Here is a 20,394-nt window from a genome sequence, read left to right as displayed (position 1 = left end):
TTTACTTCACTTCTGCATTTAAACAAGATTTAAAATGTCCAAGTGCATATTCATGTCCTTGCGCATTAAAAGATGCAACCGCCTTTTCATAAACGACAATTTTAAATCCTTTATTATAAGCATCTACTGCTGTATGAAGAACACAGATGTCGGTACAAACACCTACAAGATGAACTTCTTCTATTCCTCGTTCTCTTAACTTCATCTCTAAATCTGTTCCGGCAAATGCACTGTATCGTGTTTTGTCCATGTAATATACATTCTCTGCATTTTTATATTTCTCGCATACATCTTGTAATTCACCAAATAAGTCTCTTCCATTTGTACCTGCTATATTATGAGGTGGAAACAATTTCGCTTCTGGATGATATACATCATTGTCTTCATGTTTATCGATCGCAAATACTACGTAATCACCTTTTTCAATAAATTGTTTCGTTACACTTACAAGTTCCTTCTCAATTTCTTGACCTGGTTTCCCGCATGTTAAAGCACCTTTTTCAGCTACAAAATCATATGTATAATCAATATTTATAAGAGCTCTTTTCATAACTACAATCTCTCCTTCTTCTGTTTCACAGTAAACAATAGAAAATTTGTTATTACGACATCGTATGTACTATTCGACATTTCAAATGAGATCCCTACATTTCCAACTCAATACTTACCTTAATCCGAGTTTATCATAAAGCGAAACTTTAATCATAGGGGTATTATCCTTCACCAATCGGGCTTTTACGGGCAAGTTGATCTCCCACCTAACTTCCTCGCATGTGCCGAATTTTCAAGTGGGGTTCTTATTGTCCGTTAAGGCTTGATAAAACCGATACACAATGACAAAACATACAGCTCCAATTAACAAGTCATGAATGTGATAATTGAGCGTAACTTCAACCGCCTCTTGTAAAGTAAACCAAATGACCGAAAACATTATAATAAATAAGAAAATACGAATAACTCGTTTCAAACTTTCAATTCCTTCCTCTTACATGATAGTAAAGAATAAGTTCTTTCTATTCATTCGTACTAGAAAGTGAAACAAATTATTCTCAATGACATAATTCAATCCAAACTAAAAAGTACACTACTTTTGAGTAATGTACTTTTTTCCATATTAAGACGCAGGTTTCGTTTCAAACGTCGCTTGATTCAAGCTAATGACTTTTCCTTTTGGATCATTGTTTTCAAACTGAGCTGCGGTAATCGTATGACTACCTGTCTCAAGCGTCTTTTCTTTTAATTGTACTGTTGTCTGTGTTGTACTAGTTACTTGATGTTTATCTGCAAATATTTGATCTACAAATACAAATGTTTCTTTATCGTTTTGAAAATTGGAAAGTTCTAATTCGACTTGCTGAATTAAAGTATCCTTTTTTATGAATACAGTTGGTATATTGCCATTTTCAGAAGTACCATCTGGAGTAGTTACTTTTACTTTCCCTTCTCCGATTGGCACTGCTCCTTCAGGAAATACGACCATATTCTCATCACTTGCATTTACAACTTGTTCTTCCTGGTTTGACTGTGCATCCTCTTTTTCCTTTGGAGTACCACAGCCTACTAATAACAATACAGACAATCCAGCGATTATGAATTTCTTCAAAATTCATTCCCCCTGTTATTTCATTATAATTTATTATACAAAAATAACTTCTTGATTTTAAAACTAGTTTTTAACACTTTCATGAACAAATATTAGCTTGCTCACGATTACTGTACCATACTTTCATTTTAAGAACATTAATTTTTTTAAAGAAATAAATAGTAATTCCAATCTATTCATCATTTTAGCCCAATTTACTAAAAAAATATCCATTCAAAATAAAAAGACATTGTCATTTCAATGTCTTTTCTACATAACATTTAGAAAATAAATGTTGTAATCTCATCAACTTCTTTTCGAGAAAGTTTCTTCGGCTTATCTTTCGGAAACCCGAGTGAAATTACCATATTAATTTGTTTTTGAGGCTCAATTTGTAAATATTGTCGCAGTTCATCTTGAGCTAATAATACAGGTCCTGTCATTGGACAAGTACCCAGTCCTCTCGCATGTGCAGCCAACATTAAGTTTTGTGCTGCTAAACAGCTACTCTTAATTCCTTCCTCTTCCCATACTGAATCAGGAACGAAGGCAATTGGATCAAATATCTTTTCACGAAACTTTGATTCATATGGTGTTGCCAAACATACGATTAATACTGGCGCCTCAGAGAAAGCTGTCGCATATGGACCGAAAGAACGTGTAAGTAATTTCCCTGCTTTCTCTTCTCCATTTTCTGCTGCTTTTGCTGCAAGTTTATGTAATGCATCCCATGTCATTTGTTCAATTTCTTTAATTTTCTCTCGGTTCATAATGACCAAGAACTCCCACGTTTGTGAGTTCGTATCACTCGGTGCATAACGAGCACAATCAATAATTTCTTTTATATCACTAGTGGATACTTCTTGTTCTGTAAACTTTCTAACACTTCGTCTACCGTGAATTACTTCTTTAAAATCTTCATAATTCATATATTAAATCCCCTTTTTACAGCGTTTTCAAAACTTGTCCTATGGTTGAATTATATCATGAAAAAAAGCTGGGGGAATACCAGCTTTTTCCCTTATTATTAATTTGTCACTTTAAACAAACTAATACTTTCTTCATATGCAGCTTGTAGTTTTTTCGTAATGGGTCCTCTTTCGCCACTTCCAAACTTCTCATCACCAATTTGAACAACAGGGAACATTTCAAGTGGTGTCGCTGTAAAGAAACATTCGTCAGCCTCGTATACTTCTTGCAATGAGAATTCACGCTCTTCTACTTCAATATGTAAAGCTTTCGCTAATGTAATAACGTAGTGACGGGTAATGCCGTGTAGAATGAAATTATCGGCCGGATGTGTAATTAATTTATTATTTTTCACCATAAAGAAATTCGAATGACACCCTTCTGTTACAACTCCATCTCGTACTAATATCGCTTCTTGATACCCTTGCTCGTTTATTTTATTTTTAATCATGATATTAGGTAGAAGGTTTAAAGATTTTATATGACAGAACTTCCAGCGTATATCCTCTTCTACAGTAACCTTTATTCCTTGTTCCATAGTAGTAGTAGGTCTTGGAAACGAAACAATATTCGCAAAATATGTTGGTTGTAAATCTTTTTCATACACATGATTTCGAGCTTGAGCACCACGTGATATTTGAAGATACACATTCCCATCTTCTTGAAATTGATTTTTTTCAATCATTTGATGTAACTCTTCCACTAACTCTTCTTTAGTAAACGATGGAATTAGTTTTATTTCTTCCATAGAATTAAAAAATCGTTCCAAATGTAAATCCAATAAATGTGGCTTCCCATCATATAACCTAAACACCTCATATATACCATCACCAAATTGAAAGCCCCTCTCCTCTAATGGGACCATCGGCTGTTCTTCCTTCGTATTCACAATTCTTCCGTTAAATAAAATCCAATCTTTATGAGTAGCTTTCATTCCTTCCCACTCCTTTATTCCATAATTGATTTTATTGTACAACTTATCCACACTTAAAAGAAGGAATTTTCTGTATTTAACTAAACAAAAAAAGTACATCACCTATTTAAAGTGATGCACTCAACCATTCATTTATTTCAAAAAATATTTTTCAATATCATCTAGCATTAAGTTTGCAGCTTTAATACCGCCTGCTGTATTCCAAATTACTTCATCCACTTGGAATACTTTATTATCTTTAGAAGCCTGCAGCTGCTTAAAGAGTGGGTCTTCTGTCCATTCTTTTGCTAACGTGGTTCCTTCGTTATTCTTATCTGCATCTTTATCAGATGTGAAGTAGAATATGTAGTCTCCATCCATATTCGGAATTTGCTCTTTTGTAATTCCTTTTATCGCAAACTCATCTTTATCTTGTAGTGGTGGTCGCTTAAATCCAATATCATTTAAAACAGCACCTGAGAATGAGTTTTTCTGATAAATACGAACGTCACCTGGTACGAAGCGAATAATAGAAACTTTAGAATTCAATTTATCTCCTAACTTCTCTTTCATTCCTTCAATACGTTTTTTATAATCTTCAAGAGCCTTTTGCCCTTCTTTTTCTTTATTTACAGCTTTTGTATAGAGTGTAAAGTTTTCTTTCCAATCCCCGCGCAATGTTTCAGCGTACACAGTTGGCGCTATTTCGTTCAATTGCTCATATATTTTTTCATGACGCATTTTATTACCGATAATTAAATCTGGCTTAAGCTTCATAACTGCCTCTAAATTAATATCACGCTCAGTACCTACAACTTTCGTATCTTTTAAATCTTTCGCTAAATGAGGATACCATTCATCACCAGCACGTGGTTTTGTAGTTCCAACTGGTGTTACTCCGACAGCTAAAAGCGCCTCCGCACCCTCATTTGTTAAAACAACTACTTTTTTAGGTGTACCATTTACTGTTGTTTCACCCATTGTATGCTTTACAGTATACGAATCTTTTGCTTTAGCCGATGTATCATTTTCTTTTTTCTCTTCTTTGCTACACCCTGCGATTATTACCATAAGTATCATAATGCAGAACATAAATATTTTTTTACTATGTACCATATGTCCTCCCTAGATGAAATCGATTATCATTAACAATTAAAGATTAATGTATATTACATACATTGTCAATGTATATCAGAAAACTTTTTCAATATATACATTTTAGATTCTATCCGCTATTCAAATGTTTATTTTTAAAATAAAGTGTATAAGTATGAAAATAATAAACGTTCTTAAAATGCGTATCTACGTTATACATAAATACGCATTCATATTACATTATAAACTCATTTCCTAATATTGATTATATTTAATATATGATGGATCATTATACACCCATTGATTTCCACCAAGGTTCAACCAACCGTTTTGATTAATATACACTAAATACGATTCAGGATTATTTAATTTACGAATAACTGAAGAAGATGTTGATGGACCACTTCTTAAGTTCACATTCGTTCCTTTTATATAAGCGGCACCAATTGGACTTCCATCACTATTGCTCGTCTTTACAAAATTAATGTACGAAGGGTCATTATACACCCATTGTCCATTTCCTAAGTCTAACCATCCGTTACTTTCCTGATATACGACATACGATTCTGGGGCGTTTAGTTGACGAATAACTGAAGAAGACGTTGATGGGCCACTTCTTAAATTCACATTTTTCCCAAGGATATAAGCAATCCCCTTCGTTTGTGGTGTTGGCTGAGGATTTGGAGGTTGTGGATTTGGAGGATTCGGATTTGGAGCTACTCCAAAAATAGCTGCTATTCCGTTTGCATATGCTTGACTTAAATCTTCAATAAATTGTGGGTTTTTCAATAAATTAGCATCAAATGTTGTATCAATAAAAGCAGTCTCAGTTAAAATTGCATCCATTGCAGTCTCCCTTAGTACCGCATAATTTGCTTTTTTTGCCCCTCGATCACGAAGACCATATTTTGTTAATACAGGATTGACTGCTGCATGCATTTTTTGTTGCTTTTCATATGCGGAACTACTATTAGATAGCGCATTGTAAATATAACTTTCAAATCCAGTGCCACCGCCACTATTAATGTGAAATGAGATAAAATAATCTGCACCAAATGAATTAGCAATATTAGCACGTTCTGATAAAGAGATAAACACATCACTATCACGTGTCATTTTAATATTGATTGGATAATTTGCAGATAAAATATCTCGTACACGTCTAGCAATTTGAAGTGTTAACTCTTTTTCCACTAATCCATTACCAACAGCACCAGAATCATATCCACCATGCCCTGCGTCTATAACAAGTTTCATATGTCTTTTTCGTTCCTTTCTTTATTGTAATAAGCTTTCATTTCTACTCGTCCTATTTTATGTTAATTGTACAAGTTCCGTTACAAGTACAAATAAAAAAACCCCCTTATGTAAGGCGGTTTCTATCGCTTTGCTTTAGCCAATTTAAAATGAATATATACGATTGATAATGGATGTAACGTATGCAAAATAAAAGAAATAAAAGAAATATCCCACCGCCGCTATATAGCAACCCAAACTTCAAAAAGATGTTCAAAAGAGGTGGGAAATACGTTATGTTTTGCAATACAAATAGCATACAAAACAAAATTACAAACACGGGTATATATTGTAATTCATATGGTCTTCTCTTCTTATACATTCTTTTCCGAATAAAAGTCTGGCATAGTTCTGCTACTATAAAACAACCTCCAACTAATACAAGACCAGAAGTTATCGTCATACGTCCACCTACCTTATATTCATATCATCACCTAATCAATATTCACTATATTTTCTTTACATATATTCCATTTTCCTCAATAAAACCAGATCCCTCTATGAAAGATTTAGCTTGTTCCGTAAACATCTCTTGCAATACTTTTATTTCTTTCACATTTCTCTGTTTCATCATTTCTTCAAATGTAAAATACGTATTTGTCCCGTATCCATAACCTTGATAATCAAAATGAATAATTAACTGTGACAAAATAGCACTCTCTTCTTGAACGCTATAATCTATTACACCAATATATGTATCATCAGCCTTTACACAATACTGAACCTTTTTCTCATCTAAGCTGTGTGAGTGAAACATTTCTTTTACCGCGCTTTCATTTTCTGTATTTACTTTCTCAAACGTAATCATATGTTGCCCATCCTTTTACTATTATTGTATCAATAATAAATGCAATTTATGAAAAAAACCTTAAGATCGAATGCGACCTTAAGGTTTTTTATTAAACTAAGCTATACGCACGCTTTGTTTCTTCGTGGAACTTATTCGTATCGTATTTATGCTCAACATAAATTTGATGCCATACCATAAACGCAAGTACAGTCCAAATTTTACGGCTATAATCGCCTTTATCTGCACAATGTGCTTCCAGTAAGTTTAATACATACTGTTTTTCGATTAAATGCTCAGTTTTGCTTTCTTTAATAATATTTACAGCCCAATCGTGCATTTCATCTTTTAACCAGTGACGAATTGGTACTGGGAATCCAAGCTTTTTACGATCTAACACGTGATCCGGAACAATTCCACGAGCAGCTTCACGTAATATAGCTTTCGTTGTTCCGTTTGCAATTTTAAATTCTGTCGGAATTTTAGATGCAACGTCAAATACTTCTTTATCTAAGAACGGTACACGAAGTTCTAATGAATTTGCCATCGTCATTTTATCAGCTTTTAATAAAATATCGCCGCGTAACCATGTGAACATATCAATGTACTGCATTTTACTTACATCATCATAATCTTTAATTTCGTTATACAATGGTTTCGTGATATCCATATAGTTAACACTTTCATCGTAATACTTCATTAATTCAGCTTTCTCTTCTTCACGGAAGATTTTCGCATTTCCATAGTAACGCTCTTCAATTGGCGTACATCCACGCTCTAAGAAGCTTTTTCCTTTAAACCCTTCTTTAAGAGCACCACTTAATGCCTTTAGAACACTCTTTCCTGGGCTAGGAATGTAAGAGAACATTTTTAACGAGTTTGGCTCACGATAAATGTTATATCCACCAAATAGCTCGTCTGCACCTTCACCAGAAAGAACAACCGTTACATGTTTACGCGCTTCTTTCGCAACGAAATACAATGGTACAGCTGCTGGATCCGCTAAAGGATCATCCATATGCCAAATGATTTTTGGGAACTCATCCATAAATTCTTGCGCTGTAATGAATACGTTATGGTTTTTAACTCCTAATTTCTCAGCAGTTTCTTTCGCAACATCAACTTCACTGAAACCGCGTTGTTCGAAACCAATAGAGAATGTTAATAGATTTGGATTCATTTCTCTTGCGATAGAAGCAATAATAGATGAATCGATACCACCAGATAAGAAAGAACCTACTGGTACATCACTACGCATATGTACTTTTACAGAATCGTATAATACATCACGAATTGCTTGGATATGCTCTTCTTTCGTTGCGCTTGAAGCGTTGAAATAAGGATTCCAGTAGCGATGGATTTCCATCTCTTTACCGATTTCTTTTACGAAGTAATGACCAGGCTCAATTTTGTTAACATCAATTGTTAATGTTTCTGGCTCTGGACCATATTGGTACGTAAAGTAGTGTTGTAGTGACTTTGGGTTTACCCCTTTGTCTTCCATTACATGCATAATACTTTTCTTCTCAGATGCAAAGAATGTAGTATCACCTTGTTGTGCGATGTATAAAGGCTTAATACCGAAGTGGTCACGTGCACCGAAAAGTGTCTTTTCTTCACGATCCCAAATCATAAATGCGAACATACCACGAAGGTAGTCTACACATTTTTCTTTCATATGTGCATACAATGCAATGATAACTTCTGTATCAGATTGTGTAGCAAAAGTTGCACCTTTTTCAAGTAACATTTCACGTAGTTCTACATAATTGTAAATTTCACCATTAAAAATAATTACATATCGATCATTTTCATAAGTTAACGGCTGATGTCCTGCCTCTAAGTCAATGATGCTTAAACGGCGGAAGCCAAATTGTACATGTTCATCACGAAAATATCCTTCGTCATCTGGACCGCGGTGGAAAATCATCGTGTTCATATTTTCAAATTGATGTTTTTCTGTTTCTGAAAACTCTCTAGGGTTTTCACATAAACATCCTACAAAACCACACATACTTCTTACCCTCTTTCAGTTTTCATTCTGTCTCAATACTACTATATCAACCCTATTTATACTAGCATAATCAACTGAATATGGCGACCAAAAACTATAAAAAACTCACTCCATTTCACATTTTTAACATTTTTTTATGAAAACATGAAAACTAGGCACTCACCTTTCTCCGCTTTTGTCATATGATATTGCAAATTGATTTCTAGGAGGTAATACCATGAGTGAAGAAAAAAAAGATTCTTCTCGCCCACCAGTTCGTAATTATTTAAAACAAATTGATGATTTTTTCGAACAAACGCCTCTTCGTGGCGTAATTGCTGATTTAAATCATTTTTTCCAAAAAGGAAACCGTTTATTAACATTCCCAGTAGATTTATACGAAGTTGGTGACGAACTCGTCGTTACAGCCGAACTACCAGGTATACAAAAAGAACAAATTCAAATTGAAATACAAAGCGAATACTTAAAAGTCTCTGTAAAAGAAGATATACTTGAAGAGACGGAAGGAGAACAAACATCTCATAACTATTATCGCCGAGAACGTTCCATTTCAGAAGCGTCAAGAATTATTAAGTTACCATATTTAATTAATAAAAAAGCAACGAAAGCTTCTTATCAAAACGGTGTATTAGAAATTCGCGCACCGAAATTACCACAACAGCATGACATATTATCCATAGACTGAATACTAATAAAAGAAGGGTGCTTAGCACCCTTCTTTTTAATCAGCTAATCGCTTCATATCACGTATAATATCTTCGTATGGCGTATTGCTAATGCCACTATATTTTTTCATTACTTTTCCATTTTGATCGACTAAGAAAAATGATGTACCGTGTATTACTTGCCCATTCTCTGGTTTATCTACAAGCGACTGGAAGTTATCTTTTGAAAACTTTGTAATATCCTCCAGTGAATAACCAGTTAACAAGTTCCAGTTACTTGTATCCTCTGTAAACTTTTGAATGAATGCTTTCAAATTTTCTGGTTTATCAAGTTCAGGGTCTACACTAAACGAAACAAACTGAACGTCTAATTTCTCTTCCTTAGCCATTTTCTGTAATTTCGCCATATTAGCAGTCATTGGCGGACAAACTGTTTGACAGTTTGTAAACATGAAATCAGCTACCCAAACTTTCCCTTTTAAATCTTTTGTACCAAACGGCTTTCCTTCTTGATTTGTAAATTGGAAAGTTTCCAAATCCCAGTTTAACGGTTTACGGAGTTTTGCCCCTGAACTGCTACAACCTGCAAGTACAAAGAGACAAAATACAACCATAAGGCCAATTAACTTTTGATAACGCTTCATTATTAAACCTCTTTTCTCTATCCTTAATTTATGTAAGTTATGTATATCATAACAAAAGTAAACACTATGAGAAAATTGTTTACATCATTTGTTCACGAAATCGTACGAATTTACGTATGTTACTTCTTTATTTCAAGCGAATTACTAGACAAAATATATTTTACTACTATTATTTCTCTAACCATTATTTGCGAAACGAAGTTCATTGTTAAATTTGTAAATAAATCCCCCTATTTTTTTACAATTACTTAAACATTAATCCATGTTAAACACTGTATTCCTTAACAACATTTCGGTACAATACAACTACAACGATTTTAAATGAGGTGATGTTCATGGCAAAGCGCTATGAAAATATGGATAATGCAAGTACAAAAAAATCAATTCGCTCCTTCTTACGTTGGCGTAAAGAGAGAAAGCAAAACAAAAAAGACTTTTCTTTTCTAGTAGAACAATCACCTGTTAAACAAAGTAAATTTCTACTAAATAACTTTGAAAAAACGACTGTCACATGGATTGGTCATTCAACTTTTCTCATTCAAACGAACGGCTTAAATATTTTAACAGATCCAGTATGGGCAAATAAATTAAAGTTAGTTCCACGACTTACTGAGCCAGGGCTCACTATAAAAGAACTACCTAAAATCGATATCGTTCTTATTTCACACGGTCATTACGATCATTTAGACTTTTCATCTCTTCGTCAACTAAATGATGATGCCTTATACCTTGTTCCTATTGGGCTAAAAAAATTATTTACTCGTAAAAAATTCACCAATGTAGAAGAATACAACTGGTGGGAAAGTACAACAATTGATGAAGTCTCTTTTCACTTCGTACCTGCCCAGCACTGGACGAGAAGAACATTATTTGATATGAACACCTCTCACTGGGGAGGGTGGATCATTGATAATATGACTTCTTCAGAAACCATTTATTTTTGTGGTGATAGTGGTTATTTCCAAGGATTTAAAGAGATCGGCAAACGTTTTTCAATCGATATTGCACTTATGCCAATTGGTGCCTATGAACCAGAATGGTTTATGAAAGTGTCTCACGTTTCACCAGAAGAAGCTGTGCAAGCCTATCTAGATATAAAAGCTACACATTTCATTCCCATGCACTACGGTACTTTTGCTTTAGCAGATGAAACACCAAGGGAAGCAGTAACACGACTACGAAATAACTGGAATTTACGAATGCTACCGTGGGAACAGCTACATGTTCTCTTTTTAGGTCAAACTTTCACTTATAGCCCTATTGTCCCCGTTAAAGAACCAGTAAAAATCACAGAAACTTCTCATGTATAATAGTACTAATTTTTGCGAGTAATTTATCATATACTTTAAAAAATTGAAAAGGGTGTTTTCCATGAAAGATTATTTACAGACTCGCTATATAATTAGCGGTAGCGCCTGTATTGCCCTTCTCATTTCTTATTTTCTGTCCTGAAATAATAAAAAAGCTACTTGAAAATTCATTTCAAGTAGCTTTTTTATTACTCTGCTAAATACATAAAACCAATTGCTCCTGGTCCTGTATGAGTACTGATAACTGGTGTTGTATAGAAAATCTCTGATTGAGTGAATCCATTCACTTTTTCAACAGCAGCTTTTACACTTTCTGCTAAAGGAATTGCTTTAGCATGTGGAATCGCAACAGCTTTCACCACTTTTCCAGCAGTATCTTCCTCGAATAGTTTAGCCAACGTTTTTACAATCTGCCCTTGGCTACGTACTTTCGTTACCGGATTATATACGCCGCCTTCTAAACTTGCAATTGGTTTAATATTAAGTAAAGAACCAATAAGTGCCTTACCTTTACCGATGCGTCCACCTTTTACTAAGTTTTCTAATGTATCTACGACAACATATAAACGAGTATTCTTTCTTACTTCATCAATACGTTTTAAAATATCTTCTAGTGAGCATTCTTCTTTTGCCATTTTTGCCGCTTCAATTACTTGATATGCTAAAGCATGTGTAATAAATTGAGAATCAACAACTGTTACTTTTGTATCTGTCATTGATGCAGCGCTATTCGCTGTTGCGACAGTACCGCTCATTCCACCTGTCATATGAATGGAAAGTACTTCACTTCCATCTTCGCCTAGCTTGTCATACATTTCTACAAATGTACCCATAGCCGGTTGTGATGTTTTTGGTAATTCATCTGATTTAATCATTTCTTCAATAAATTCATCCGGTTGCAAATCTACACGATCTAAGTATGTTTGTCCATTTACAGAAATAGATAATGGTAAAACATGAATATCATACTTCTCAAGTATATCTTTTGATAAATCTGCCGTTGAATCTGTTACAATTTTAATTTTTTGCATATTATATTCTTCCCTTTCCAATACGCTCTCCCTGTTATTATACTAGCATTCCCGAGGCTTTCAACAATTTCGAATGAATTTCACCAAATTAATTATATTTTTATACCTAAAATGAAAAAGACAGAGCCTATCTAACTCTGTCCCTGCTGTGTATTATGCATTCTTTTCAAGAGTATTTGTCTTATATACATTTGAATAATCATTCCACTTCAAACAACTTTGTAAATATTCACGGAAAGAGTACGAGAATCTTGGGTTTTTATGTTTTTGAATTTTCGCAATAAATAATTGAAGACGAGACTGAATTAGAAACGCTAATGGATGCTGTGTTTGTAGGACAGGGATTTCAAATATTTTAATACAATTCCCTGTTGCATGAGTGAAATAAAAACTTTTCGTAATCACAATATCAATCCTCTTTTTCGTTGGATTTTTGAACTTCCTCCACTTTATTCTTTAACACGTTTTTTAGTGTAGGTTTCCTATGAATACTAAAATATCCTTAAGCTGCCCCATTTAGAAGTTAATACTTCATTTATATCCACCTAATTCGAACCCTGTCCTATATATCCTTTGAGACGGGAGTCTTATTACCCATATATAGCTTGATAACTTCAGTATAAACTTATAAAAATGAAAAGTTTGTCTAAATTTTGGAGATTCTATAATTTTTTCCTTCTATATATTGTATACAATTATAGCTAGAGTATAACAAATAAATTAAAAAGTGCCTTTATAACGAGGCACTTTTCGACTGTATTTCTTCTTCTCTTTTCTGTTTTCGTTTACTAACTATCTTTGATAAAGCGATACTAATTTCATAAATACAAATAAGCGGTACCGCTACTAAACTATGTGATAAAAAATCTGGCGGCGATATACATGATGCAATTATAATCAACACGACATAAGCATATCTTCTTATTTTCTGAAGAAATTCTGCCGTTAGAAGACCTATACTCGTTAAAAACATAACAACTACAGGTAATTCAAATATAACAGCAAACGGAACTGTTAAATTTAATACGAAATGAAAATATTTTTCCGTTGTAAACATCGTATTAAACATCTCATTACCAATTGTAGTTAGGAAATGAAATAAAAATGGCATGACGATAAAATAACCGAAAGATAGGCCTGCTATAAATAATATAGACAATACCGGTATATACATTAATGTCATTTTTTGTTCATTGGGATGTAAACCTGGTTTTACAAATAACCAAATTTGTATCGCAGCAAAAGGAATTGTACAAACGATAGCAAATACTGTAGCAATCGAGAAAAAAATCCACAACACATCACTTGGACCGAGAACAGTTAATTTCATTGGTAAATCTTTTACAAGCCAAAAATAAATATCCTTCGTAAAAGTAAATCCAATAATTAAAAATAATACAAAGGATAATACTGTATATATTACTCGTTTGCGAAGCTCAACAATATGTTCTACTACGCTCATTTCCCGATCTTCCATCTCGTTCACCACACTTTATTTATCCATTCCGAGAAAAACTTCAGCATATTCTTTTATTTATTTTTTTCTTTCTCTTGAAATGCCTCATCAGTCAATTCTTTTGTTGATTTTTTAAATTCTTTTAACGTTTCCCCTAAAGCTTTCCCAATTTCCGGTAACTTTTTTGGGCCAAATAAAATTAACACTGCTACTAAAATTAAAATTAACCCTGGAAAGCCGATATTTGAAAACATTTCCCCATCCCCTTCATAAGTAGATTCCTTGTCCTACTATTCCATAAGTTCATTTTGTCAAAAAATTTCGTAAACGTCAATGTATCCGTTGTCTTTTGTCAAAAAAATTCAAAAATATAATCAATTAAATATCATTTTCTATTCCTTTTGTATATGATATGGTTAAGGAAAATATAACTTATCTCAATACAGTGAAAGGGATTAACATTATGACGCAAAAAATTAAAAGAATGACCCAATTTGTAAAAGAAGAAATTGCGAATGCAATTACCCATGGTATCGGTGCCATTTTAAGCATCCCTGCCTTAATCATATTAATTATTCATGCTTCCAAACATGGCACAGCATCTGCTGTTGTTGGCTTTACCGTTTATGGCGTAAGCATGTTCTTACTATACTTATTTTCTACACTGCTACATAGCATCCATCATCCAAAAGTAGAAAAGTTATTTACCATTTTAGATCACTCCGCCATATATTTATTAATTGCCGGCACGTATACACCATTTCTACTCATTACACTGCGTGGCCCGCTCGGTTGGACTTTACTCGCAATTATTTGGACCCTTGCGATTGGTGGCATTATTTTCAAAATCTTCTTTGTTCGTCGCTTTATTAAAACATCAACATTATGTTATATCATTATGGGTTGGCTCATCATCGTTGCCATTAAACCCCTTTATGAAAATTTAACCGGTCACGGCTTCTCACTACTATTAATAGGCGGCATTTTGTATTCTGTCGGAGCTATATTCTTCCTTTGGGAAAAGCTTCCGTTCAATCATGCCATTTGGCATCTCTTCGTACTAGGCGGTAGTACAATGATGTTTTTCTGCGTACTGTTTTATGTCTTACCCGCAGCATAAAAAAAGTTTCAGCTTGTTTAAGCTGAAACTTTTTTTATTACTTATGTGATTGAGATGCAATAATATCTTTTGTATGCTGGGTTAACTCTTTAGCATCCATACTTGCATATTCTTCAGGTGTAATTGGCTTAGAAATTGTTAATGTTGCATGAGCTGGTTTCATACGATTTCCATTAGCCTCAAACATCTTATATGTACCATCTAAAGTTACTGGTAATATAGATACGCCAGATTTTACAGCAAGGTGAAAACTCCCTGCTTTAAACTCACCGATTTCGCCACCCTTACTTCTCGTTCCCTCTGGAAAAATCACGATAGAATGCCCGCTCTTTAACAGTTCAATTCCATCTTTAATTGCCTTAAGAGATTGACGACGATCACTGCGGTCCATAAACACACAATTCATTAGTTCCATCCATGTTGGCACAACCGGAAACTTTTTAATTTCCGCTTTTGAAACGAATCCAATTGGCTTATTTAAGTAACCTAGTAACACAGGAATATCCATATTACTTTGATGATTACTTACAACTAGCACTGGCTTGTCTTTCGGAACATTTTCAAGTCCCTTTACTTCTACAGTCGATCCAGTTACACGCACCATTTTCTTACCAAACCAGTTTGTTGTTTTATACACAACACTATCTTTTTCTTGCGGTGACATCGCATTTGCTTTTCTTTTTATACGCCACAACCTTGGTGTAATCGCAATTACGATTAAAATTAAATAAAAGATTTTAAAAAACGTTTGAATCATACAGAACCCCCACCTATTATCATTCCGACCTTCATTATACTAGACAAACGAAGGAAAAAGAAGAAAAAATGTCCAAACAACAAGTGTTTGGACATTTTGAAGTTTTCTATATTAGAAACGTTTTGCTAATTCGCGTGCACTTGCAATTGCTGCTTCTTTAATGTCTTGTGCTTTTTCAGGATTTGCATTCATTCCTTCAACTGCAATATATTCAGTGTCTGATACACCCATGAATCCTAATACTGCATTTAAATGATTGCGACCGAAGTCCATAGATGCGTATGCTCCTTCAGAGTAAACGCCGCCTGTAGCTTGAATATGAAGTGCTTTTTTTCCTTCTAGTAAGCCAACTGGACCATTTTCAGTATATTTAAATGTTTTACCTGCGATTGATAAGTTATCTAAGTATGCTTTCACTACTGCTGGGTAGCTGAAGTTCCACATTGGAGTCACGAATACATAACGATCTGCATGCATAAATGTTTCTAAGTTATTGTTCATTGCTGCAACTTTTTGTTGCTGATTTTCACTTAAAGCTTCGAATCCTTCGCCTGCTGCAAATTTACCCCAAGCAGCGAATACGTCTGCATCGATTGCTGGTACAGTTGTATTGAATAAATCAATTGTTACAACTTCGTCTTGTGGATGTTCGTTTTTATATGCTTCGATGAAAGCTTCCCCTACTGCCATACCGAAAGAACCTTCTGCTGAATTTGGATTTGCTGTAATAAATAGTACTTTTGTCATTGTATTATCTCCCTTTTTCTAATTTATCTTTAATTCGAGATTTATTATTTTATAGTAAATAACTTACCTTATGTAAGTATAATACAAAAAGTTTTAATGGATGTCAATAAAAATAGCTACTTTTTTTCGTAAGTTAATAAGCTATATTATTTCAGTTAGTTTTTGTATATAAATATTAAGGTTTTAATCAAATAAAAAACTATCTCCATATTTCATGGAGATAGTCTTCTTCAATTACTACTTTTGAAAAACATGTTTCACTTTTTCAGCTGGAATATTACTTCCACCTCTACCTTTTACATCTTCAATCATCATTGTAATAACCATATCAGGTGAATTTAAATCAAACGCAGCGAACCAACCTAGTTCTTTTCCTTCTGCCTCTTTTGATACTTTTAATTCTGCTGTTCCTGTTTTACCAGCAAGGGTCATACCATCAATTTTCGCAATTTTCCCCGTACCATCTGGATCGTTAATTACTTTCGTTAAAGCCGTTTTCAATATATCTTGATTTTCTTTAGAAATCACGTTCTCTTTCCAAGCTTTTGGTTGTTTATCTGTTTTAATAAGATATGGCGATGGAATCGTTCCATCATTTACAATCGGTGCATACGTTAAAGCTAAATGAAGAGGAGTCATTAAGACTTGTCCTTGTCCATATCCTGTATCTGCCATTTGAATATCATTTTTTATGCCATCATTTGCGATTTTAGAAGCTGGGAATCCGTATTCAATTGGTAATTTCTCATCAAATCCGAATTTTTTCGCCCCAGCCATAAATTTATCTTTTCCAATTTTCAAAGCTTCTTGTGCGAAATAAATATTATCCGAGTATTTCATTGCCTTATCAAAATCAATCGGATTTGCATCTTTTACACGTGTTACGTAATAATTGCCCCAAGAAGAATCTTTCGTCCATTTCAGTCCTTCAATTTTCAATTCTTCTTTTGGATCGATTGTTTTTGTTTCAAGACCAATTGCACCTGTAATTGGCTTAAATACAGAACCTGGTACCGATAATTGTGTAAATCGATTCGTCATCGGTTTTTTCGGGTCATTATTCCAAGCCTCGCGCTGTGCTTTTGATGTTCCTCGTGCAATTAAATTAGGATTATAAGCTGGACTACTTACAAGAGCAATTGTTTCTCCACTTTTCGGATTAATTGCCGCACTTGAACCAGCTTCTCCTTTCATTTCATTATACGTTTTTTCTTGAACAACACTATCGATAGTTAAAGTTACATTTTCTCCATCAACAGCATCTGTTTTCGCTAAATTTTTAATTTCTTTTCCTTGTGCATCCTCCATGAAGACACGGCCACCTTTTTTCCCGCGTAGCTGTTCTTCCAATACTTGCTCTAATCCAGCTTTACCAACTGGATCATCGGCTTGATAGCCTTTCTTTTGAAGCGTTTTTAAATCTTCTGCATTTACTTTTCCGATATAACCAGTAAGATGCGCTGCTGCTTCCCCTAACGGATATGTACGAACATTTACAGGTTTTGCTGCAACACCAGGTAAATCGATGTACGTATTTTGCGTTGCTCCCTCAGGCAAAATTCCAATTGGTACGAGATACCCTGGTTTTACCCATTTCGCAGCTAGTTTTTGATCAATCTCTTCTACAGACATATTTAACAACTTCGCCACTGCTTCTTTCGTTTGCGGAGCAGTTTCATCTAATTTTTCTGGAATAATTCCAATCTCAGAAGCTTTCCCATTCGTCGCAAGACCTTTTCCATTACGATCGTAAACTTCACCACGTTTTGGTTGTGTTGCCTGCATACGCACTTTACTATCTTTTGTCATGCCAGGGAAAATGAAATCAGGAGTCCAATCTATTTTCCAAGATTCTTTATCTCCATCTTTTTCTTTCACCATTTTTGCTTCATGGCCAAAAGAGATATTACCACCAACTGTATCCATACTTACTTTAAAAGGAACAGGACCTTCATCTTTTTTATCTTCTTTTACTTCTCCTGCTTCTACTTTTAAGTTTTTCACTTCAATGCCAGAATAAATTTTTTCATATTTCTCAGTGAACTCTTTCTTTGAAATATCTTTTTTTGCCTTTTCTGATAATTGATCATACATTTCTGCAAATTTTTGTTTATTCCATGCTTTTGTATATGTATCAAACGCTTCTTGTGGTTTTTCTTCTTTACCGCATCCAACTAACATGAACGTTAAGCAAAGAAAAAGAATCCCCCATATCTTTTTCAATCGATTCTCCTCCTCTTTCTATATGAATACTTTTGAAAATTTTAGCATTTTTACATGCTAGATTTCATTATAGCACTATTGAATATCATCTATAAACTTATATTAACGAATACAAATAAAAAGATTGATGTGAATTTCACATCAATCCTTCTTATTATTGTTGCTTCTCATATACATGATAATAGTACGTATACGGATTCTTTTCATCCGTTAAACCTTTTTCAACAAAAACTTCTTTCCAATTTGTCATATCCATTTCTGGGAAGAATGTATCTCCTTCAAATGCATGATGGATTTTTGTTATATATAACTTGTCTACGTAAGGTAAAAAGAGATCATAAATTTGTGCTCCGCCGAAAATAAAGATTTCCTCTTCATTTTTGCATAGTTCAAACACTTCTTCTACAGAATGTGCTACTTCACAACCTTCAACATGATACCCTTCATTACGTGTTACAATAATATTACGTCTTCCAGGCAGTGGTCTACCAATCGCTTCGTAGTTCTTTCTCCCCATAATAAGTGAATGGCCCATCGTTGTTTTCTTTACATACTGCAATTCACTTGGTAAACGCCAAGGTAAATTATTATCTTTGCCAATTACTCTATTCTCGTCCATTGCGACCATAAATGAAACAATCATTTTTTCATCTCCTCTACAATTATACTGCAACCGGTGCTTTAATTGCTGGGTGTGGATCATATCCTTCAATCGTTAAATCTTCCATTTCAAAATCAAACACAGATTTCACATCTGGATTTAATGTAAGTTTCGGGAATGGACGTGGTTCACGTGCCAATTGCTTTTCTACTTGTTCAAAATGATTCGTATAAATGTGTGCATCTCCAATTGTATGAACAAATTCTCCCACTTCAAGACCACATTCATGTGCGATTAAATGTGTTAGTAATGAGTAACTTGCAATGTTAAATGGAATTCCAAGGAATATGTCACCACTTCTTTGATATAACTGACAAGAAAGTTTGCCATCCGCTACATAAAACTGGAATAGCGTATGACAAGGTGGTAATGCCATACTTGGTACATCTTCAGGATTCCAGGCAGAAACAATTAAGCGACGGGAGTCTGGCGTTTTTTTAATCATTTCAATTACATCTTTTAATTGATCAAGCGTCTCACCAGCTGTCGTTTTCCAGGCACGCCACTGCTTTCCGTATACATCTCCTAAATAACCATATTTATTCGAGAAATCATCATCTTCTAAAACGTTCTTTTTAAACAATTCCATTTGCTCATCGTACTGCACTTTAAATTCCTCATCTTGTTGTGAGCGAAGACCGAAATCTGTCATATCAGGGCCAGTATACTCATCGCTTTCTACCCAGCTCTTAAACGCCCATTCATTCCAAATATTATTATGTTGTTGCAATAAATAGCGAATGTTTGTATCACCTTTCATAAACCAAAGCAGTTCACTTGCTACTAGGCGAAATGGCACTCTCTTTGTCGTTAATAAAGGAAATCCTTTACTTAGATCGAAACGCATTTGATATCCAAATACAGATACAGTACCTGTCCCTGTACGATCTTCTTTCTTCGTACCGTGCTCCATTACATGACGGCATAAATTTAAGTATTCATATTCAGCATGTTTCATATGTAGAAAAACCTTCTTTCAATCGTATATGAGATTTATCATAACATGAAAAACAGCGAATTTAATAATCCAAATTAATAAAAATTCTTTCAATATTTCTTACAAAATTATTAACTTTCAATATTAAAAAAGGTTTTCACTTTTCTATTACAGAAAGTATAGTGCG

At 34.1% G+C, this 20,394-nt stretch carries 23 protein-coding genes; 3 read left to right on the top strand and 20 right to left on the bottom strand.

What is annotated here, in order from left to right:
* Window position 1 precedes the first annotated feature (1 nt).
* From JFU54_RS27045 to asnB, 10 genes are all read right to left on the bottom strand, one after another.
* On the bottom strand, window positions 2–550 hold the full coding sequence (locus tag JFU54_RS27045) for a cysteine hydrolase family protein (RefSeq protein WP_088039318.1): 549 nt from the start codon (window positions 548–550) through the stop codon (window positions 2–4).
* Window positions 551–784: 234 nt separating this feature from the next.
* On the bottom strand, window positions 785–967 hold the full coding sequence (locus JFU54_RS29510) for a hypothetical protein (RefSeq protein WP_012260876.1): 183 nt from the start codon (window positions 965–967) through the stop codon (window positions 785–787).
* Window positions 968–1,114: 147 nt separating this feature from the next.
* The gene (locus JFU54_RS27040) at window positions 1,115–1,603 is read right to left on the bottom strand and encodes a putative periplasmic lipoprotein (protein ID WP_002065200.1); all 489 of its coding nucleotides are present in this window, start codon (window positions 1,601–1,603) and stop codon (window positions 1,115–1,117) included.
* 260 nt (window positions 1,604–1,863) lie between these two features.
* Window positions 1,864–2,511 carry a nitroreductase family protein gene (locus JFU54_RS27035; RefSeq protein WP_002012699.1) on the bottom strand — a complete coding sequence of 216 codons (648 nt, stop codon included), beginning with the start codon at window positions 2,509–2,511 and terminating at the stop codon, window positions 1,864–1,866.
* 98 nt (window positions 2,512–2,609) lie between these two features.
* Entirely contained in the window at window positions 2,610–3,485 is an 876-nt protein-coding gene (gene dat / locus JFU54_RS27030) for a D-amino-acid transaminase (RefSeq protein ID WP_002141635.1), read from the bottom strand.
* A 132-nt stretch (window positions 3,486–3,617) separates the two neighbouring features.
* Window positions 3,618–4,580: an ABC transporter substrate-binding protein gene (locus JFU54_RS27025; protein WP_201067167.1), complete on the bottom strand. Its 963-nt coding sequence runs from the start codon at window positions 4,578–4,580 to the stop codon at window positions 3,618–3,620.
* A 234-nt stretch (window positions 4,581–4,814) separates the two neighbouring features.
* Complete coding sequence (locus JFU54_RS27020; RefSeq protein WP_201067165.1) at window positions 4,815–5,816, bottom strand: N-acetylmuramoyl-L-alanine amidase; 1,002 nt, start codon at window positions 5,814–5,816, stop codon at window positions 4,815–4,817.
* Window positions 5,817–5,922: 106 nt separating this feature from the next.
* Window positions 5,923–6,258, bottom strand: coding sequence for a hypothetical protein (locus JFU54_RS27015; protein ID WP_078176649.1), 336 nt, complete (start codon window positions 6,256–6,258; stop codon window positions 5,923–5,925).
* 45 nt (window positions 6,259–6,303) lie between these two features.
* Window positions 6,304–6,663, bottom strand: a complete 360-nt coding sequence (locus tag JFU54_RS27010; RefSeq protein ID WP_113768884.1) for a GNAT family N-acetyltransferase — start codon at window positions 6,661–6,663, stop codon at window positions 6,304–6,306.
* Between the two features lie 91 nt (window positions 6,664–6,754).
* On the bottom strand, window positions 6,755–8,656 hold the full coding sequence (gene asnB, locus JFU54_RS27005; RefSeq protein ID WP_002012706.1) for an asparagine synthase (glutamine-hydrolyzing): 1,902 nt from the start codon (window positions 8,654–8,656) through the stop codon (window positions 6,755–6,757).
* Between the two features lie 217 nt (window positions 8,657–8,873).
* Between asnB and JFU54_RS27000 the strand changes: the two genes are divergently transcribed.
* The gene (locus tag JFU54_RS27000; RefSeq protein WP_201067163.1) at window positions 8,874–9,341 is read left to right on the top strand and encodes an Hsp20/alpha crystallin family protein; all 468 of its coding nucleotides are present in this window, start codon (window positions 8,874–8,876) and stop codon (window positions 9,339–9,341) included.
* 36 nt (window positions 9,342–9,377) lie between these two features.
* Here JFU54_RS27000 and JFU54_RS26995 read toward each other — a convergent pair whose 3' ends face one another.
* Window positions 9,378–9,965, bottom strand: coding sequence for an SCO family protein (locus JFU54_RS26995; protein ID WP_002141632.1), 588 nt, complete (start codon window positions 9,963–9,965; stop codon window positions 9,378–9,380).
* Window positions 9,966–10,300: 335 nt separating this feature from the next.
* Here JFU54_RS26995 and JFU54_RS26990 point away from each other — a divergent pair, with 335 nt between their 5' ends.
* Entirely contained in the window at window positions 10,301–11,275 is a 975-nt protein-coding gene (locus JFU54_RS26990) for an MBL fold metallo-hydrolase (RefSeq protein ID WP_002065197.1), read from the top strand.
* Between the two features lie 188 nt (window positions 11,276–11,463).
* Here the strand turns inward: JFU54_RS26990 and JFU54_RS26985 are convergent, their stop codons facing one another.
* The 4 genes from JFU54_RS26985 to JFU54_RS26970 form a co-directional block, all read right to left on the bottom strand.
* A complete protein-coding gene (locus tag JFU54_RS26985) occupies window positions 11,464–12,306 on the bottom strand; it encodes a DegV family protein (protein ID WP_201067162.1) in 843 nt (280 codons plus the stop codon).
* Window positions 12,307–12,459: 153 nt separating this feature from the next.
* Window positions 12,460–12,711 carry a DUF2535 family protein gene (locus JFU54_RS26980; RefSeq protein WP_002012715.1) on the bottom strand — a complete coding sequence of 84 codons (252 nt, stop codon included), beginning with the start codon at window positions 12,709–12,711 and terminating at the stop codon, window positions 12,460–12,462.
* A 328-nt stretch (window positions 12,712–13,039) separates the two neighbouring features.
* A complete protein-coding gene (tatC, locus tag JFU54_RS26975; protein ID WP_012260868.1) occupies window positions 13,040–13,783 on the bottom strand; it encodes a twin-arginine translocase subunit TatC in 744 nt (247 codons plus the stop codon).
* Window positions 13,784–13,836: 53 nt separating this feature from the next.
* The gene (locus tag JFU54_RS26970; RefSeq protein ID WP_002012719.1) at window positions 13,837–14,016 is read right to left on the bottom strand and encodes a twin-arginine translocase TatA/TatE family subunit; all 180 of its coding nucleotides are present in this window, start codon (window positions 14,014–14,016) and stop codon (window positions 13,837–13,839) included.
* A 209-nt stretch (window positions 14,017–14,225) separates the two neighbouring features.
* On the opposite strand from JFU54_RS26970, the gene trhA reads away from it, so the two are divergent.
* The gene (gene trhA, locus JFU54_RS26965) at window positions 14,226–14,882 is read left to right on the top strand and encodes a PAQR family membrane homeostasis protein TrhA (protein ID WP_002085872.1); all 657 of its coding nucleotides are present in this window, start codon (window positions 14,226–14,228) and stop codon (window positions 14,880–14,882) included.
* A gap of 37 nt (window positions 14,883–14,919) precedes the next feature.
* On the opposite strand, the gene JFU54_RS26960 is transcribed toward trhA, so the two are convergent.
* The 5 genes from JFU54_RS26960 to JFU54_RS26940 form a co-directional block, all read right to left on the bottom strand.
* Window positions 14,920–15,639 carry a lysophospholipid acyltransferase family protein gene (locus JFU54_RS26960; protein ID WP_201067160.1) on the bottom strand — a complete coding sequence of 240 codons (720 nt, stop codon included), beginning with the start codon at window positions 15,637–15,639 and terminating at the stop codon, window positions 14,920–14,922.
* 111 nt (window positions 15,640–15,750) lie between these two features.
* The gene (locus JFU54_RS26955; RefSeq protein WP_012260865.1) at window positions 15,751–16,386 is read right to left on the bottom strand and encodes an FMN-dependent NADH-azoreductase; all 636 of its coding nucleotides are present in this window, start codon (window positions 16,384–16,386) and stop codon (window positions 15,751–15,753) included.
* Window positions 16,387–16,623: 237 nt separating this feature from the next.
* Window positions 16,624–18,609 (bottom strand): penicillin-binding protein 3, encoded by a 1,986-nt coding sequence (pbpC, locus tag JFU54_RS26950; protein WP_061673896.1) that lies wholly within the window; start codon window positions 18,607–18,609, stop codon window positions 16,624–16,626.
* 154 nt (window positions 18,610–18,763) lie between these two features.
* On the bottom strand, window positions 18,764–19,252 hold the full coding sequence (locus tag JFU54_RS26945) for a dihydrofolate reductase (RefSeq protein ID WP_000637214.1): 489 nt from the start codon (window positions 19,250–19,252) through the stop codon (window positions 18,764–18,766).
* 19 nt (window positions 19,253–19,271) lie between these two features.
* Window positions 19,272–20,228 carry a thymidylate synthase gene (locus JFU54_RS26940; RefSeq protein WP_201067158.1) on the bottom strand — a complete coding sequence of 319 codons (957 nt, stop codon included), beginning with the start codon at window positions 20,226–20,228 and terminating at the stop codon, window positions 19,272–19,274.
* Between the last annotated feature and the right edge of the window lie 166 nt (window positions 20,229–20,394).

The organism is Bacillus sp. TH19, assembly GCF_016651075.1.
In the GTDB taxonomy this organism is placed as follows: Bacteria; Bacillota; Bacilli; order Bacillales; family Bacillaceae_G; genus Bacillus_A; species Bacillus_A mycoides.
This window is presented reverse-complemented; position numbering and strand designations above follow the sequence as displayed.

Excerpts from the sequence above, each read along its gene's own strand:
- JFU54_RS26985 (WP_201067162.1), bottom strand. The coding sequence starts at position 12,306 with ATGCAAAAAATTAAAATTGTAACAGATTCAACGGCAGATTTATCAAAA.
- JFU54_RS26940 (WP_201067158.1), bottom strand. The coding sequence starts at position 20,228 with ATGAAACATGCTGAATATGAATACTTAAATTTATGCCGTCATGTAATG.
- tatC (WP_012260868.1), bottom strand. The coding sequence starts at position 13,783 with ATGGAAGATCGGGAAATGAGCGTAGTAGAACATATTGTTGAGCTTCGC.
- JFU54_RS27045 (WP_088039318.1), bottom strand. The coding sequence starts at position 550 with ATGAAAAGAGCTCTTATAAATATTGATTATACATATGATTTTGTAGCT.
- JFU54_RS26970 (WP_002012719.1), bottom strand. The coding sequence starts at position 14,016 with ATGTTTTCAAATATCGGCTTTCCAGGGTTAATTTTAATTTTAGTAGCA.
- JFU54_RS27000 (WP_201067163.1), top strand. The coding sequence starts at position 8,874 with ATGAGTGAAGAAAAAAAAGATTCTTCTCGCCCACCAGTTCGTAATTAT.
- JFU54_RS26960 (WP_201067160.1), bottom strand. The coding sequence starts at position 15,639 with ATGATTCAAACGTTTTTTAAAATCTTTTATTTAATTTTAATCGTAATT.
- JFU54_RS26995 (WP_002141632.1), bottom strand. The coding sequence starts at position 9,965 with ATGAAGCGTTATCAAAAGTTAATTGGCCTTATGGTTGTATTTTGTCTC.
- JFU54_RS27015 (WP_078176649.1), bottom strand. The coding sequence starts at position 6,258 with ATGACGATAACTTCTGGTCTTGTATTAGTTGGAGGTTGTTTTATAGTA.
- JFU54_RS27020 (WP_201067165.1), bottom strand. The coding sequence starts at position 5,816 with ATGAAACTTGTTATAGACGCAGGGCATGGTGGATATGATTCTGGTGCT.
- JFU54_RS27025 (WP_201067167.1), bottom strand. The coding sequence starts at position 4,580 with ATGGTACATAGTAAAAAAATATTTATGTTCTGCATTATGATACTTATG.
- trhA (WP_002085872.1), top strand. The coding sequence starts at position 14,226 with ATGACGCAAAAAATTAAAAGAATGACCCAATTTGTAAAAGAAGAAATT.
- dat (WP_002141635.1), bottom strand. The coding sequence starts at position 3,485 with ATGAAAGCTACTCATAAAGATTGGATTTTATTTAACGGAAGAATTGTG.
- asnB (WP_002012706.1), bottom strand. The coding sequence starts at position 8,656 with ATGTGTGGTTTTGTAGGATGTTTATGTGAAAACCCTAGAGAGTTTTCA.
- JFU54_RS26955 (WP_012260865.1), bottom strand. The coding sequence starts at position 16,386 with ATGACAAAAGTACTATTTATTACAGCAAATCCAAATTCAGCAGAAGGT.
- JFU54_RS26945 (WP_000637214.1), bottom strand. The coding sequence starts at position 19,252 with ATGATTGTTTCATTTATGGTCGCAATGGACGAGAATAGAGTAATTGGC.
- JFU54_RS27035 (WP_002012699.1), bottom strand. The coding sequence starts at position 2,511 with ATGAATTATGAAGATTTTAAAGAAGTAATTCACGGTAGACGAAGTGTT.
- JFU54_RS27010 (WP_113768884.1), bottom strand. The coding sequence starts at position 6,663 with ATGATTACGTTTGAGAAAGTAAATACAGAAAATGAAAGCGCGGTAAAA.
- JFU54_RS26990 (WP_002065197.1), top strand. The coding sequence starts at position 10,301 with ATGGCAAAGCGCTATGAAAATATGGATAATGCAAGTACAAAAAAATCA.